Origin of the sequence: Flavobacterium collinsii (assembly GCF_902804485.1) — a bacterium.
GTDB lineage: Bacteria > Bacteroidota > Bacteroidia > Flavobacteriales > Flavobacteriaceae > Flavobacterium > Flavobacterium collinsii.
Window position 1 is genome coordinate 1 of record NZ_CADCST010000101.1, and the last position, 18,236, is coordinate 18,236.

The 18,236-nt window shown below is 34.1% G+C and carries 8 protein-coding genes; 1 reads left to right on the forward strand and 7 read right to left on the reverse strand.

Features of this window, described 5'->3' with window-relative positions; genetic code table 11:
- Nucleotides 1-375 precede the first annotated feature (375 nt).
- The 6 genes from FLA105534_RS16155 to FLA105534_RS16180 form a co-directional block, all read right to left on the reverse strand.
- Nucleotides 376-1,014 (reverse strand): response regulator, encoded by a 639-nt coding sequence (locus tag FLA105534_RS16155; RefSeq protein WP_173967155.1) that lies wholly within the window; start codon nt 1,012-1,014, stop codon nt 376-378.
- 98 nt (nt 1,015-1,112) lie between these two features.
- On the reverse strand, nt 1,113-2,864 hold the full coding sequence (locus FLA105534_RS16160) for a sensor histidine kinase (protein WP_173967156.1): 1,752 nt from the start codon (nt 2,862-2,864) through the stop codon (nt 1,113-1,115).
- 68 nt (nt 2,865-2,932) lie between these two features.
- Nucleotides 2,933-3,301: a hypothetical protein gene (locus FLA105534_RS16165; RefSeq protein WP_173967157.1), complete on the reverse strand. Its 369-nt coding sequence runs from the start codon at nt 3,299-3,301 to the stop codon at nt 2,933-2,935.
- Nucleotides 3,302-3,337: 36 nt separating this feature from the next.
- Complete coding sequence (locus FLA105534_RS16170; RefSeq protein WP_173967158.1) at nt 3,338-5,275, reverse strand: OmpA family protein; 1,938 nt, start codon at nt 5,273-5,275, stop codon at nt 3,338-3,340.
- 10 nt (nt 5,276-5,285) lie between these two features.
- Nucleotides 5,286-6,269, reverse strand: coding sequence for a PorP/SprF family type IX secretion system membrane protein (locus tag FLA105534_RS16175; protein ID WP_173967159.1), 984 nt, complete (start codon nt 6,267-6,269; stop codon nt 5,286-5,288).
- A 51-nt stretch (nt 6,270-6,320) separates the two neighbouring features.
- Complete coding sequence (locus FLA105534_RS16180; protein WP_173967160.1) at nt 6,321-14,150, reverse strand: DUF7507 domain-containing protein; 7,830 nt, start codon at nt 14,148-14,150, stop codon at nt 6,321-6,323.
- A gap of 594 nt (nt 14,151-14,744) precedes the next feature.
- Here FLA105534_RS16180 and FLA105534_RS16185 point away from each other — a divergent pair.
- The gene (locus FLA105534_RS16185; RefSeq protein WP_173967161.1) at nt 14,745-17,783 is read left to right on the forward strand and encodes a ligand-binding sensor domain-containing protein; all 3,039 of its coding nucleotides are present in this window, start codon (nt 14,745-14,747) and stop codon (nt 17,781-17,783) included.
- A 2-nt stretch (nt 17,784-17,785) separates the two neighbouring features.
- On the opposite strand, the gene FLA105534_RS16190 is transcribed toward FLA105534_RS16185, so the two are convergent.
- Nucleotides 17,786-18,236: LuxR C-terminal-related transcriptional regulator (locus tag FLA105534_RS16190; protein WP_217427707.1), on the reverse strand; the 451-nt coding region annotated here is incomplete at its 5' end.

The following is an 18,236-nucleotide window of genomic DNA, read 5'->3' on the forward strand; positions in this document are numbered from 1 at the left end:
AGTTAAAGCAATAGTTTGTAAAGTATCTAACTATATTTTATAGAAATTTTTCTACGAAATTCAAATACTTCAAGTATCAAGTTTTTTGTAAGATTCACTCCAAATTTTTAATAGCCCAACAAATAGTAAATCAAGTTGAAACGTAAATAATGAAATTCAATACAAAAAATATCGACCGATACTCCAGTTTCAAACTTTGTCGAAAATTGTTGATACTTGAAAACCATTCTGAAATAGAACGAGAAATTGTAACGTAGCCATACGGCAGAATTGGTATTTTCTTTTCTTATTCTTAATAGAGAATTTCCACTTTATTCCACAATGTAAATAGCTTATACCCCATTGAAGTTAGATAGTGTAATTAAAATCTAGTTGTTATTCAAAGTAAAATTGAAAAAGTTCAATTAAAGTAGATAGTTTATCAATTTCCAACTTTTCAAAAATTCTGCTTTTAAAAGTACTAACTGTAGTCTTTTTAATATGTAACAACTCCGATATTTCTAAGGTATTATAACCTTTGACTAATAACTTTGTAATTTCAATTTCTCTACAGGATAATTGTTCTAATGGATTAATTGCTTTTTTTAAAATATAAGAATCCAAAATCCGATCTTTAATATTTTGAGATATATATTCCCCTGATAAAATTATATTCTTTAATGCCTGTTTCATTTCTTCCTCAGTACTTCCTTTATTTAAGAAGCCGGCAGCACCAACATTTAAATATTTCATAGCATAAATATTTTCATCAGATACTGTAAACATTAAAATCTTAATGCCAGGTTGCATCTTTTTAGCCTCAGTAATAATACTTAAACTATTACCATCTGGAAAATTTATATCCAAAATTAGTAAATCAATCTTAGTATCTTTTAACACCTTAGAAGTGTCTTTAAGAGTTCCTGACTGATAAATTATAGCATTTAAAAAAAGCTCCTTGATTAACAGCGAAACACCTTGTCTTACAACACTATGATCATCGGCAATTAAGAAACTAATATTTGATGATGTCATTTTTTATAAATTAAATTTGTAAACACTCTATTCTAACTTGCAGAAATACCTAATAGTCGATACTAAATAAAATGTAACTCCCTTCGTATTTTTCATTTTTAAACTTGACTTAATATCAAATTAAACACAACCTCAGTACCTTTATCTTCTTTACTCACAACATTTATATCTCCGTCAAATAATTCAATTATTTCTTTACACAGATTTAACCCTAAACCAACACCTAAATCATTGACTTTTCCGGAAACTGTTCCTTGATAATAAGATTCAAATATATTTTTCAAATCATTTTCGGCAATACCAATCCCATTATCTTGGACTTTAACTTTTAAATTCACTTCATAATCAGAAATTGGCTCAAGATTGATAATAATCGATATTAGTCCGTTTTCTGTAAACTTATTAGCATTACCAATTATGTTGTAGAAAAGTTGATGCAATTTTATAGCATCTGAATATATTTCATTATCAGAATTTAAATTAGATTTTACTCTTATTTTATTTCCTTTACTCTCTACCAATGAAATCATAGAGGAAATTATTTGGTCTATTTCTATTTTTAAATAAAAATTTTTATTTTTTAATTTAGGTTTATGATTTTCATCTTTAGAATACTCTAAGACTTGATTCGACAAAAGAAGTAGAGAATTTATAGTAAACTGAATTGATTTAAAAGTCTCTTTCATCTCAATATCTTTAACTCTAGCACTTACTTTTTTGTTATAAATAGATATTATGTTTAACGGTGAACGGATTTCATGACTTATCATACCCATAATCCTATTTTTAAAGTTCAAGCTTTGTCGTATTTGATTTTGAGCTGTGGTTAATCTTTTTTCATACTCAAATGCCATACGGGTAAAACTTAAAAGTACAATTGATATAATAAACATTAAAAGTATTAAGATTACTATGGTGTAATTCCTAACTATTCTATTTGATTTATATTGATCTTGTAAATTCTTCTGGCTATTAGCTTGAAGTATATTTACAGAATTACTGTAATTTGGTAATACATTTTGACTTAAGTATAATAATTGATTATTAAGATCAATTAGCTTTAAGTCTTTATCTCTTAAACTAAAAAAAGATTTTTTTAAGTTGTTAAATTCGTTTTCGTAATATTTACTAGTAGTTAAGAATATATTCATAATTTGTTCTTCAATACTCCCAGATGTAATTTTTTCTTTATATTTCATCGTAACAATTACATTTGACCACTCTTTTTGCACATCTTGTTTTCCAGCTAATGCATTACCTAACCTTGAAAACAATCCTCTTCGCTGCACACTATCGGTCTTTGTACTAGAACTGATTTTAATATTATCTAAAATTGTATTGAACTCAAACTTGTTAAATTTAAAAAGTTTTGAAACATCATAGGGATTCGGAGTAATTTGCTTATTAATTATTGAATCAATAGAAGACTTTAAATCCAAAATATCTGTTTCTGTTTTATTTTTTTTGATCAATATTTTTTCAAACTCTTTATTGTCTTTTGTAACTACGCTTAAACTATCAATTAGGGAACTCATTTCTTGCAAAGAGGCAGAATATTTTTCTAACGAAACTTCGTCCTTATAACTAATATAATTATTGAAATATTCTTGAGAATTGATAATAGAATTATTTACCTTATTGGTATATTGAGATATCATATTTGAAGATGATATCTCATCTTCAGCTTTTGAAAGCTTAGTTTCATTTACCTTTTCGTTATACCAAATTATAACAACTATAATTTGCAAAAAGATAATGCACGCCAACAAAGTATAGTGAACTAGTTTTCTGTGTTCAATTTTTGGTTTTTTAAAATATAAAGATATTCGTTGAAAAAAAAATCTAGTCAAAATTTATTATTTAATTTTACTGTTTTGTTTATTGTTTTTATCTAACTTTTTATACTAGTCATTAACTTCTATGTAATATATGTTTTAGAATGCATAGAAAAAAAGTTTGTAATACCTTCAAGCATTTCATTTTGTGTTGAGGAAATATCGAGTAAAAATATATCACTTACCTTTTTCATCTTTTTTAATATTTCTTTATTATGAATTGCAACAAGGATATGAAATCCTCTACCATATATTCTGACAAAATCAAACAGATCAGTTTCAGAATAAATTACAAATACAATAATTGAATAATCATTTTTTATTTCATCAAAATTTTTAATTCTATCAAAACTCTTAAAGACCTTAAAATCAAAATCTTTTTTAAACTTATATTTTAATAATCTAGAAAAATAATTATGATAATCGTAAACTAATATTTTATCTAATTCCATATTTATAAAAAAAATTATAAGTTACGTTTTAAGGATTTATATCGAAATAATAATAAATTCACTCCGTCTGTTGGCTTGGTGCTCTTCTTCACTACATTTCACATTATCCGAACAATTGTTTACAAGCTGAGTTTCACCATAGCCTTTTGCTGTTAATCGGCTGGCAGCAATCCCTTTTTTTACCAGCCAGGAAACAGTGGCTTTGGCTCTTTTATCTGATAGTTCTAGATTGTAATTTGCTGTCTGACGGCTGTCGGTATGTGAACGTACATCGATTTTCATTGTAGGATATTGTTTCATTACTACAAGTATCTTCTCTAACTCAAAAGCAGCATCTTTTCGAATGAAGGATTTATCTAAATCAAAATAAATGATCTTGATGTTAAATGTCTTGGCTAAATCCGTCCCTACTCCTATCGGTTTAATTCGTTTCTCTAATGCCAATGGTAATTCTGTTCTTCCAGATACTTTAGCAATAGTTATAATGCTTTCTTTAGATTCATAATCCTGTTTTTCTGCCCGCACATAATACGTTTTACCACAAACTACTGCAAAACCGTATAACCCATTTTCATCAGTAGTGGTTTCTTTTATCAATTGGAATTTCTCGTCAAATAAACTTACTTTAGCATTTGCTAAAATTTGACCAGTTTCCTGATCGGTGATAATTCCAGCTAAGACTTGTTCACAGGACAGTTTACGCGTTTCAGTAAATTTATAAATATCATCATATCCTATTCCTCCATCCCTATTAGATGTAAAAAAACCACTTTTACTTTTTTTATCTATCAAAAAGGCAAAATCATCTTTAGAGCCGTTAACAGGTGACCCTACGTTTTGGACTTCCCTGAAACCACCATAGTCTTCGATCTTGGCAACAAATACATCTAGTCCTCCTAGTCCTGGACGTCCATCACTAGCAAAATATAATTCGTTATCTTCAGATATAAATGGAAAAGTTTCTCTTCCTTCAGTATTAATTATTTTCCCTAGATTCTCAGGTTTTGAGTAAGTACCATTATCACTGATAGATACTTTAAACAAATCCGATTGCCCAAGTGTCCCAGGCATATCCGAGGCAAAATATAAAATTTTTTCGTCTATACTTAAAGCTGGGTGAGCAACACTGTATTGATCACTATTGAATGGCAATTCAGTCACATTATCCCATTTACCATCTTCTAAAGTTGCTTCATAGAGTTTTAACAAGGTTACTCGCTGGCTATCTTTCCCTTTTTTTCCATCTAAATAGTTGTTTCTTGTAAAGTACATTGTTTTACCATCCTTAGTAAAAACTGGTGTAGACTCATGAAATTTCGAGTTTATTTTATTATCAAATCTTAAGGGTGCACCCAAGTTGCCATCCGCTTTTATTTCAGAAACATACAGATTTGTAAAAGATTGATTCGTCCATTTGAATACTTTCTTAGAAACACTTCCTGTGTCACGTGCCGAAGCAAAAACTAATTTATTACCTGAAATAGAGCTCCCGTAATCGGAAAATTCTGAATTAATTCCTGCATCAACTACATTGTAACGACCCGAATTCGCTTTGATTTCTTCGAGGTAATTTCTGTTTTTATCAAAGAGTTTTGCTCTATGATCGTTCCCTGATTTTTTGTTGAACTGTTCTAACATTTTATCGGTCTTACTGTAATCACCAATGGCTTTTAAACATTGTGAATAACGGTAGTAGTATTCTGGCTCTTGCTCCTGATTCATTCTAAAAAGCTCTAGATACCATCGCCCTGCGTTTTCTAACTGAGCATTAAAATAATAGGCATTTCCAAGCTTTTGGAACATCTTTTCATCCTTATATCCTTTTTCGGCTATACGTTCATAGGTAGCAATAGCATCTATATAAGCATACCGTTCATATTGTTTATCAGCGATGGCAATTTTTGTTTTTTGTGAATATCCTTGCATCATAACGATATTCAAAAACACAGTATAAACGAGTTTATTAATTTTCATAGTTTTTTTTTTAGAAGAATCTTGGTGATATTATTCTGTCATACTTATTGAACAATTCATAGCGCAAGAAAAATTCGTGAGATCCTGAATTGTAGTTCGATAATTTGGTCGCTTCTAAATCATATCCATAGCCGATAAACCAAGAATTACTTGCCTGAAAACCTACCATGGCACTTACCGCTGCACTCCATCTGTAAGCAACACCAGTAACAAACTTGTCATTAATCAGAAAGTTTCCTGATAAATCTACTTGTAATGGTGCACCTTGCACGCCTTTTACAAGAACAGATGGTTTGAATTTTACATCGGCACTTAAATCAAATACATGACCAGCTATTAAATATAAATGAATATTTTCTTTAGCCACATGACTATTGGCACCCGTACTCGCATATCTGTCGAAATGCTTTGTCTCTAACAAATTTGGAGCTGACAATCCTACATATGTATTATCAGAATGCAAATAGAATCCAACCCCTATATTGGGTGAAAACTTACTATCTATGTTAGTATCAAAGCTATAATCATTTTTATCATACTGATTCAATTTCCTAAAATCAATATCTAGTAAATTTGCTGAAGCCTTTAATCCAAAGGATAATTTATATGTTTCTGAGGTATGAATCGTATACGAGAAATCAATAGCTATATTATTTTCATCTGATGGGCCTATTCTATCATTGATAACAGTTAAGCCTAATCCCATTGATGAAGAGGGTGTTTTTTCTTCTGGACAAGTAGTACAATCCTTCAATCGACCGCTTGATTGATTGATTGGTGTATTTATAGAAAAAGTACTGGTGACTGGCGCCCCATCCAAACCTACCCATTGTGTCCTGTGTAAAGCAAAAATACTCATCGATTGTCTTGATCCTGCATAAGCAGGATTGATATTGACTGTGTTATACATATATTGAGTAAACTGTGAATCCTGTTGGGCATAACTGGCACTTGCTACAAGCATGAAAACCAATCCAAATATTTTTTTCATCATGTTTTTTAGTTGTAATCCTGAGGGTTTGCACCCTCAAGAGTTTATTTAAATCTATTTTCTGTTAACATATAAGTAACCTGCTTTCTCATGTACATTTGAAGCATTATCTTTATATTTAAATATATAGTAGTAAGTCCCAACTGGTAATTCCTTTGATTGATTTATTGTTACACGTCCTTCAGATACTCCTCTAAAAGCTCGATCATCATTATTATAATGATCTCGCTCGAATACTAAGACTCCCCAACGATTATAAATCTCTACTGTATTGTCGGGATAGCATTCCAGTCCTCGGATGTAAAACACATCATTAAGACCATCTCCATTTGGAGATACTGCATTAAATACCTCGATAGTACAACCTGAAATTGGTACTACAGTTCGTTGATCATCCAAATTATTAGAATCATCTGATAGATCTTTTACAATAGTTCCATTTGGGCTTGTTCCAGATGCAATTGCTTGATTCGTTACACTTCCTAAATTAATATCAGCCTGAGTAATTGCATACGTAGCGGAATAAGCTGTATCATTTGTCATTCCTATTCCTAAAACCGGTATTGGACTTCCCGTCATAACTAATCCTGGTAAATCAGTATCTGTAACAATAATATTAGTCAGTGGTACATTCCCTGTATTAGTTACTACGAAACTATACACAATTTTCTCACCTGCTTGTGCGAAACCATCTCCATTATCATCCTTAAATAGTGCTGTCTTAATTATTGCTATTAATGGTCTTTGTGTCAAAGGTGTAATGGTACACGTTGGACAGGCTGGGTCTGTCGGACAGGTCGCACATGGCGTTGGATCCCTTGAAGTTCCCGTTACCGGAGTACCACTTGGTGGCGTTCCTGTAGCTGTTGCCAAGTTGTAAACATTACCCGCATTGATGTCTGACTGCGTCAAGGTGTGTACTCCAGTGCATGTGGTAGTATCTGATGCACCAACCCCTAGTGTAGCCAATGGTCCTCCTGTGATTACCGCATTGTTATCCGTTACTCTGACATTGGTCAAAGTTATGTTCCCTGTGTTTTTCACAACAAAGATGTAGTTAATCACGTCCCCTACATTGGTTATTCCATCTGCATTGGCATCCACATAACTGCCGTCTTTGGTAATGGTAATACTTAGTGTTTGTGTCAAAGGCGTGATCGTACAAGTTGGACAAGCTGGGTCTACCGGACAAGTCGCACATGGCGTTGGATCCGTTGAAGTTCCCGTTACCGGAGTACCACTTGGTGGTGTTCCTGTAGCTGTTGCCAAATTGTAAACATTACCCGCATTGATGTCTGACTGCGTCAAGGTGTGTACTCCCGTGAATATGGTAGTATCTGATGTACCAACCCCTAGTGTAGCCAATGGTCCTCCTGTGATTACCGCATTGTTATCCGTTACAGTGACATTGGTCAAAGTTACGTTCCCTGTGTTTTTTACAACAAAGGTGTAGTTAATCACATCTCCTACATTGGTTATTCCATCTGCATTAGCATCCACATAACTGCCGTCTTTGGTAATGGCAATACTTGGCGTTTGTGTCAAAGGCGTGATCGTACAAGTTGGACACGATGGGTCTATCGTACAAGTTGCACATGGCGTTGGATCCGTTGAAGTTCCCGTTACCGGAGTACCACTTGGTGGCGTTCCTGTAGCTGTTGCCAAGTTGTAAACATTACCGACATTGATTTCTGATTGTGTCAAGGTGTGTACTCCCGTGAATGTGGTAGTATTTGATGCACCAACCTCTAGTGTAGCCAATGGGCCTCCTGTGATTACCGCATTGTTATCCGTTACAGTGACATTGGTCAAAGTTACGTTACCTGTGTTTTTCACAACAAAGGTGTAGTTAATCACATCTCCTACATTGGTTATTCCATCTGCATTGGCATCCACATAACTGCCGTCTTTGGTAATGGCAATACTTGGTGTTTGTGCCAAAGGCGTGATCGTACAAGTTGGACAAGCTGGGTCTGTCGGACAAGTTGCACATGGCGTCGGATCTGTTGAAGTTCCCGTTACCGGAGTACCACTTGGTGGTGTTCCTGTAGCTGTTGCTAAATTGTAAACATTACCCGTATTGATGTCTGACTGCGTCAAAGTGTGTACTCCCGTGAATGTGGTAGTATCTGATGCACCAACCCCTAGTGTAGCCAATGGTCCTCCTGTGATTACCGCATTGTTATCCGTTACAGTGACATTGGTCAAAGTTACGTTCCCTGTGTTTTTTACAACAAAGGTGTAGTTAATCACATCTCCTACATTGGTTATTCCATCTGCATTGGCATCCACATAACTACCGTCTTTGGTAATGGCAATACTTGGCGTTTGTGTCAAAGGCGTGATCGTACAAGTTAGACACGATGGGTCTATCGGACAAGTTGCACATGGCGTTGGATCCGTTGAAGTTCCCGTTACCGGAGTACCACTTGGTGGCGTTCCTGTAGCTGTTGCCAAATTGTAAACATTACCGACATTGATTTCTGATTGTGTCAAGGTGTGTACTCCCGTAAATGTGGTAGTATTTGATGCACCAACAGCTAATGTAGCCAATGGCCCTCCTGTGATTACCGCATTGTTATCCGTTACTGTGACATTGGCCAAAGTTACGTTCCCTGTGTTTTTCACAACAAAGATGTAGTTAATCACGTCCCCTACATTGGTTATCCCATCTGCATTGGCATCCACATAACTGCCGTCTTTGGTAATTTCGAGAGAACAGGAATAAACAATTAAAGAAGTCGAAGAACTACAATTTGTTGTTGAATCCGTAAAAGTAAATGTTACTATTCCAGCAGATACAACAGTTACAACTCCTGTATCGGTTACTGTAGCAACTGATAAATCACTACTTACCCATGTACCTCCTGTCGTTGGAGAAAGTGCGGTAGTTGATCCTGAACATACGGATGTGGTCGTTGAGCTAACTATTGGCAATGCCTTAATTGTTATCACTGAAGTTGGCGATGATGAACAACCGTTAGCAGTACTAGTAAAGGTAAATGTTGCTGTTCCTGCAGATACACCTGTAACAACCCCTGAATTAGTTACCGTAGCAACTGTTGGATCACTACTCCCCCATGTACCTCCTGTGGTTGGAGAAAGTGTAGTAGTTGATCCCACACATATAGCTGTTACTCCTGTAATACTAACCACTGGTAAAGTTGTGTCAACGGTAACGGTTACCGCATCGGTTGCCGTACAGCCTGATGCCGTATTGGTAGCCGTTACAGTATAAGTAGTTGTTACTGTTGGGTTAGCCGTTGGGTTAGATACCGTAGCGCTTGATAATCCAGTTGAAGGACTCCAAGAGTAAGTAGTTCCAGCCACTGTTGCGGCCCCTATTGCCATACCTGTCGGGTTAACGGTACAGGTTTTGGTAAAGTCCGTTCCTGCGTTAGCAACCGGTAAAGTTGTGTCAACGGTAACAGTTACCGCATCGGTTGCCGTACAGCCTGATGCCGTATTGGTAGCCGTTACAGTATAAGTAGTTGTTACTGTCGGGTTAGCCGTTGGGTTGGATACCGTAGCGCTTGATAATCCGGTTGAAGGACTCCAAGAGTAAGTAGTTCCCGCCACTGCTGCAGCCCCTATTGCCATACCTGTCGGGTTAACGGTACAAGTTTTGGTAAAGTCAGTTCCTGCGTTAGCAACCGGTAAAGTTGTGTCAACGGTAACAGTTACCGCATCGGTTGTCGTACAGCCTGATGCCGTATTGGTAGCCGTTACAGTATAAGTAGTTGTTACTATTGGGTTAGCCGTTGGGTTAGATACCGTAGCGCTTGATAATCCGGTTGAAGGACTCCAAGAATATGTTACTCCAGCCACTGTTACATCTCCTATTGCCATACCTGTCGGGTTAACGGTACAAGTTTTGGTAAAGTCAGTTCCTGCATTGGCAACCGGTAAAGTTGTGTCAACGGTAACGGTTACCGCGTCAGTTGCCGTACAACCTGATGCCGTATTGATAGCCGTTACAGTATAAGTAGTTGTTGAAGTCGGGTTAGCTGTCGGGTTGGATACCGTAGCGCTTGATAATCCGGTTGAAGGACTCCAAGAATATGTTACTCCAGCCACTGTTGCAGATCCTATTGCCATACCTATCGGGTTAACGGTACAAGTTTTGCTAAAGTCAGTTCCTGCGTTAGCAACCGGTAAAGTTGTGTCAACGGTAACGGTTACCGCGTCAGTTGCCGTACAGCCTGATGCCGTATTGGTAGCCGTTACAGTATAAATAGTTGTTGCTGTTGGGTTAGCTGTCGGGTTAGATACCGTAGCGCTTGATAATCCGGTTGAAGGACTCCAAGAATATGTTACTCCAGCCACTGTTGCAGATCCTATTGCCATACCTGTCGGGTTAACGGTACAAGTTTTGGTAAAGTCAATTCCTGCGTTAGCAACCGGTAAAGTTGTGTCAACGGTAACGGTTACCGCATCGGTTGCCATACAACCTGATGCCGTATTGGTAGCCGTTACAATATAAGTAGTTGTTGCTGTTGGGTTAGCTGTCGGGTTGGATACCGTAGCGCTTGATAATCCGGTTGAAGGACTCCAAGAATATGTTACTCCAGCCACTGCTGTAGCCCCTATTGCCATACCTGTCGGGTTAACGGTACAGGTTTTTGTAAAGTCAGTTCCTGCGTTAGCAATCGGTAAAGTTGTGTCAACGGTAACGGTTACCGCATCAGTTGTCGTACAGCCTGATGCCGTATAGGTAGCCGTTACAGTATAAGTAGTTGTTACTGTTGGGTTAGCTGTCGGATTGGATACCGTAGCGCTTAATAATCCGGTTGACGGACTCCAAGAATATGTTACTCCAGCCACTGCTGCAGCCCCTATTGCCATACCTGTCGGGTTAACGGTACAGGTTTTTGTAAAGTCAGTTCCTGCGTTAGCAACCGGTAAAGTTGTGTCAACGGTAACGGTTACCGCATCAGTTGCCGTACAGCCTGATGCCGTATTGGTAGCCGTTACAGTATAAGTAGTTGTTACAGTCGGGTTAGCCGTTGGGTTGGATACCGTAGCGCTTGATAATCCGGTTGAAGGACTCCAAGAATATGTTACTCCAGCCACTGTTGCATCTCCTATTGCCATACCTGTCGGGTTAACGGTACAAGTTTTGGTAAAGTCAGTTCCTGCGTTAGCAACCGGTAAAGTTGTGTCAACGGTAACAGTTACCGCATCAGTTGCCATACAGCCTGATGCCGTATCGGTAGCCGTTACAGTATAAGTAGTTGTTGCTGTTGGGTTAGCTGTCGGGTTGGATACCGTAGCGCTTGATAATCCGGTTGACGGACTCCAAGAATATGTTACTCCAGCCACTGCTGCAGCCCCTATTGCCATACCTGTTGGGTTAACGGTACAGGTTTTGCTAAAGTCAGTTCCTGCATTGGCTATGGGGAAAGGATTATTTGTATCTGTAGCGGTGTTATTACTTAAATTAGTATCAATATTATTAATTGGAACTGTTATATTAACACTGTTTGTTAAATCTCCAGTATAAAACAAAGGAACATTTACAGTTACTGTGTAAGTCACCGTTCCATCTACTGGCAAAGAAACAAAATCATTAATCATACCTGTTTGAGTACCAGAAACGGCACTACTGCTTCCTGGAGATTCAACAGCGGTATAGGAAATATTTGCAAGAGGAATACCTGCTGGCATCCCGTCGAAAACAGCAGCATTTACAACCCCATAAGGACCATGATTTTCTGCAACAATAGTATAAGTTACAGTAGTCCCTGGTATATAACATGTAGCCCCATCGGTTTTTGTAACTGATAAATCTGATCCGAAAGTTATAGGTGCATTCACACAGTGAGCCCCATCATTACCAGAAGCTCCAGGTGATGCTGAAATTACAGTTTTCTCTCCAGTAGTAAGATTGTATTGATAAAAACCTGTACCATCATTATGATTCCCAAAAATATTACCTGTACTACTACCATAAATTGCTCCCATACGAAAGACTCCAGTTGTTGGAGTAACACCAATAAAAGTTACAACTCCATTAACAGGATTTATAGTTACTAACTGTCCAGTATTAGATTGAACACCATAAAGCAGACCGTCAAGAACATTATAAGCAAAATCTAAAGTTGATACCGGTAAAGAAAGAGGGATTAAAGTTGCCATTTTTGTTACAACATTAATTTTATAAAACAATTGACTACTATTAACTCTTTTTACATAAAAGTTACCATTATTATCTATTTCTCCAGAAACATAAGAAGTGAAAGGTAAACCAGTAACCGGTCCTAAAACTTGTACAAATCCTCCTTGTCCAATTTTAACCAAGTTATTCGTATCTGTTTGAAGTCCATAAATAAAATTATCAATTGGATTATACCCAATTGCATTGTACGATATGCCATGACTGTTATCTCCAAAATTAGTAATTACAAACGGGTTTGTATTAGAATCTAGATTTTTTAACGTTGCTGGCAAACTAGTTGCTCCTGAAATATCATATTGACTTAAGAACAACAGTTTATCACAAGAAAAAGGAATAAGATTAACCTTTAAATTAGCCGAGCTTGTTTGTATATTAACACATGCATTGTTTGTGTTCGTGATTACAGCTCTATAACCATATCCATTATGAGAAAATGGAACGGTTGTTAATGTTAACGTATTTGTATTAGCTCCTGAATATATCCCTCCGTTAGAAATAGCATTCCAACCAGCACCATCATTCCTATTTTCTTGCCATTGGTAAACCACGTTAGCAGAGGTATTTATAGCAGGCGGAATGGCATAATTTGGTACACCACCAGCAAATGTTGTAGTACTTGTCGCCAAGCCTGAAACAGTAAAAGTGGTATTATCACCCATATTTATAGATTGATCGGTAGGACTGGTACTTAATGTTGTCTGTGTTGCAGTTATTACAGTGGAATTCGTTCCAGTATACCCTCGTTGCCCAGTCACTTGTCCGCTTCCATCAACTACCACTGGTGAACTCCCTAAAATACCATCATTATCTGGATCAGTATGACCCGCTTCTAAAACATCTGAACAACCATCATTATCACTATCGAAATCTAAATAATCATAAATTCCATCTTTATCAGTATCTCTTGCAATACAAGTCACAAATAAACCAATAGGTCCCGCATTATTTAGCAAAGGCAATAAAGCAACATTTCCCTGGTATCGTATAGTAAGCGATGTAATATAATCATCAGAGGTTATTGACCACATAGATGAAGCCGGTGGAATATGTCCGTCTTGAACATTGGGCATAAAACTGGTGCTACTGGTTCCATTACCAACAACGTTTATTAGTTCAGGTCCAATTCCCCCAGCTCCTTGATTTATAAAAGAATGAGTTATGTTAGGGCTATTTACATTTAATGTTGACCCTACTACTCTTATTGTCCATATTTCACCATTATCAAAAAAGCCGTTCTGAACAGCTTGCTTCAAATTTAACTTCACCGGTTTGTCAAAAGTAATAGTGTACTCTAAAAATTGTGATTTATTAATTACCCCCATCCTCAAACTTCCATTACCTCCTAAAGGTTGAATATTCCATGTAGAAGTAGATAGAGGGTTATAAACACCATTAAAAGTAGTAGTTCCTAAAATTACATTAGAGATATTCTTTGAAGCATTAGTTACACCAGTCAAATTAATTGCTAGAGGAGTTCCATAACAATCATTCTCATCTGTATCTAGAATACCATCATTATCATCATCTAAATCTAATGAATTTACAACACCATCCCCATCGGTATCCACAACTTGCGCCTGAATCTGTTGCAAAGTCCCTAAAACAATAAAGGACATTATTAATAAAGCCTTAAATTTATTTTTAAAAAATTCCGTTGGAAACAAAGAATCGCTTTTACTTTTTTTAAATGGTAGTTCTTTTTTCATAATTTCAAAAAAATTGTGTTTTTATAACTAATTATTCGCCAATACGCACAATGTTTTTTTAATTTAAAAAAATGAACCTTATTAAAAAACACCTACGAGACTCCAAAAACCCTATAGTAACACCTAAAGGATTTGAAGACCTCGTAGGTCCCAAATTAAACAAGACCTAGCACCTATTTTAACTAAAAAATAGATAAAAAACATTATACTTTACCAGCATGTTAATAAACAATAGACTTGGGGAAGCTCTGTTTTACATCAAAATAGTATCAAAAATTGATAAACCAGTATTACTTATTGAATATTATGCAAACTTACCTCCTGATTTAAAATTAACTTGTGGACAATATTTTAAAAATTATAAAACTTTTTTAAATTTATTGTATGTAGTTATTTGTATCTTTTTGTAGATATAATTCTACGCAACACTTAATAACAATATTGCATATCTATATTTTACATAGCATAAAAACTAGAATTAATTCTACACTATAGCTGATAAATCTGTAGAAATAATGGTTTATTTCGATTCAGTATCATAGTTAACAAGGAACAAGGTAAATTCTAAAAAAAACATTTATCTATCTTTATCTCATGAAGATATTAAAATACACTTGTTTATTAGTATTAGCGTTTGCAACAAACACACTGCAAGCACAACAAAAAAGCTACAGTTGGTTTACGGATAGCAATGGACTACCACAGAATAGTATAAAAACCATAATTCAGGACAAGTATGGTTTTATTTGGTTGTTAACCGAAAGTGGTTTAGTACGTTATGACGGGGACGATTTTAAAATATATAATGCAGATAATATCGCTGGTATAACATCAAACAGGATGAATCATGCAAGAGGAAATAATAACAAAGACAGCATTTTTATCTACAATAATAAAAATGAAACCATACTACTTAATCATCTTAATGTACTAAAGATCATTTCTAAAGATATAATTCCTGATAAATACAAGTACTCTGATGGAATAGACTCAAAAGGTCAAAACAATATTGATTTCCAGATATTAAATAATTTGGATTTAAGTAATCAAAAATTTTATTGCGAAATAAGGTTGAGTTCAAAAAACTACTATCTTATAAACAATTCAACAATAAACTTATACAATAACAAAAAACAATTACTCTTAAAAAAAAAGCATCATTATTCGTTTAAAAATTTATTTTTAATGAATAACGATTCTCTATACATTTTAACAAAAAATAACCAGTATTATAATAGCATAGATGTATCAAAAAAAAAACATTCACTTAACCTAAACCCCACAGACAAGACTAAAGTTTATTGGAGCCCCATTTCTAAACAAAATTTTATTTCTTCTGGAAAAAACTTATATCAAGTAGAGAGAAAAGACAAAAAAATCAGTTTAAAACTTATTCTAGAGAATTTTGACTTCGATGGAAATAATATTTGTAGTATTCACTATGACAGTATTGAAGACATTATATATTTAGGTAGTTTGACAAAAGGTTTATGCATTATCAAAAAGCAACCCTTCAAAAGTAATTTATCAAGTATAAAAAATAATGATGAAGTTTATTACGCTCAAACTCCTTTTTCATCAAACAAAACATTGACTGCAAACGGCACGATTTTTAGTAAAAAAGGATTCGAAGGAAATATTGATTTAAGCATTGCTCCTAACAAGTACAATATTCTGATAGATAAAAATGGGGACATTTGGAAAAAAGACCTTCACACTTTATATCGATTTTTAAAAAGAACAAATTATAAAACTTATCTTAAAACTGATTTAAAAAACAATATAACGCAGCTTTACTTAGATAACAATGATATCATTTGGTTTAGCGTTCAAATAAATGATAATCTGAGAAGTATTTATTACGTTAAGACTGATTCTAAATCTAACTTAATTACCCCTACATTAATTGCAAACACAAAATATTCTATAACCTCTTTTCTTAAAGATGGCAAAAATTCTTTATGGTTAGGTTGCACAAAGGGGTTGCTTAAAATGAACCTAAGTAATAAGAAAATAATTAAAATAAATGGTTTAAAAAATAGTTATGTTAGGAGTTTATACAAATCCAGTAATGATAAATTATGGATTACAACTTATGAAAATGGTTTTTTCCTTTATCAAAACAATAAGGTAACTCAATTTCCTCTGGACAAAAAAAACTATTTAAAAACCTCACATTGTATCGTTGAAGATTCTCAAGATTTTTTTTGGATAAGTACAAATAAAGGATTATTTCAAGTAAACAAAAAAGCACTTTTAGAATATTCACAGGATAATACTAGACCAATATACTACCATTATTATGACAAAACCTCAGGCTTTTTATCCAATGAGTTTAATGGTGGTGGCTATCCATGCGGATTGTTTCTGAAAAATGGAGATATTTCCCTACCTACTTTAAATGGGATGCTCATTTTTAATTCGAAAGAAATAATACCTAAAACTCCTACAAATAAAATATATTTAGATGAAGTAAAAGTTGACAACAAGATTATTCCCTCATTAGACACAATTACTTTAAATCGAAATTTCAGCAGAATTACCCTCACATATGTTTCTCCTTATTTTGGAAATAATTATAATCTTAATATCGAAGCCAAATTAGATGATGAAAAAACTCAAGGGTGGATAAAATTGAATAGAGACAAAAGTATTTCATTTACAACATTGAATCCAGGAAAGTATAGACTAATAACAAGAAAACTATCTGGATTTAACTCAAAATATGATTACAAAGTAACAACATTGATTGTTCAGCCTGCATTATGGCAAACATGGTGGTTTAAATTATTTTTAATCATTGCAGTAGTGTTTCTTTTTATAAAAGGAATAAAATTAAGAACTAAATATTTAAAAAGACAAAACATATTATTAGAAGATAAAATTTCCGAAAAAACGACACAATTAAGAAATACAATCAGCGAGCTTTTGCTAACAAAAAATGAACTAAATTTAGAAGTTAGCAATCATAAAAAACTTATAGGATTCATAACTCATGACATAAAAACACCTATGAAGTACCTTACAGTAACCAGTGAAAATTTATACGAAAATTTTGATAAAAAAAACATAAATATTAAAGAAATACTAAAAAAAATATACACCTCTTCCTATCAAATATCTACCTATATAGAGAACTTATTGATCTATTCTAAAACGAGTAGTTTAAATGAAAATGCCACAGCAACTGAAGTATATAATTTTAAGGGATTCATTGATGAAAAAATCAAAATTTTCATTCCAATAGCGGCATCAAAGAAAATAAGAATAATAAATAAAACTTCTAAAGATGTTTTTATTACTATTAACAAACAATTACTAGCAATAATAATTCATAATATTTTAGATAATGCTGTTAAAAACACAAACAACGGAATCATTGACATTAAGTCTTTTGTAAAAAACAACAAGATATATATCGTTATTAACGATACTGGTGTAGGCATGAACAACAAACAATTAGAATATTACAAATCAATCAAGAATAGCTTAGATTATAACAAAAAAGACAAACAAGGATATGGATATTATATCATTTTAGAATTGTTAGCTATTCTTAACGGTAAGATAGTGATACGAAGTAAGGAAGGAGAAGGAACTTGCGTAGAACTTATTTTTGATCATACAATTTAATATCAATCTTGATAAAGATTGAATATTTGCGCCAAACCTAAAACATTAGTTATCTCAAGTTTCTCAAAAATTCTTTTTTTAAAAGTACTAATCGTTGATGACTGAATGTTCAATTTATGTGAAATTTCATGATTACCATCGCCTTTAACTAAGAGCTTTGCAACTTCCATTTCTCTGTTAGATAAAGCATCTAATGGATTTGTAGATTTCTTGTAAATAACATTATTAATAATTTTATCTCTCAAACCATCACTAACATATTTTCCTGTCGTTAATATTGATGTAATAGCAGTAATGAATTCTTCCTCACTACATAGTTTATTCAAATAACCATCAGCCCCAGAGTTGATATATCTAAGTCCATAATTTTCTTCATCATAGGCCGAGAAAATTAAAATTTTAACATTCTTTTGGATGGCTCTAATTTTTGAAATCATGTTAACACTATTTCCT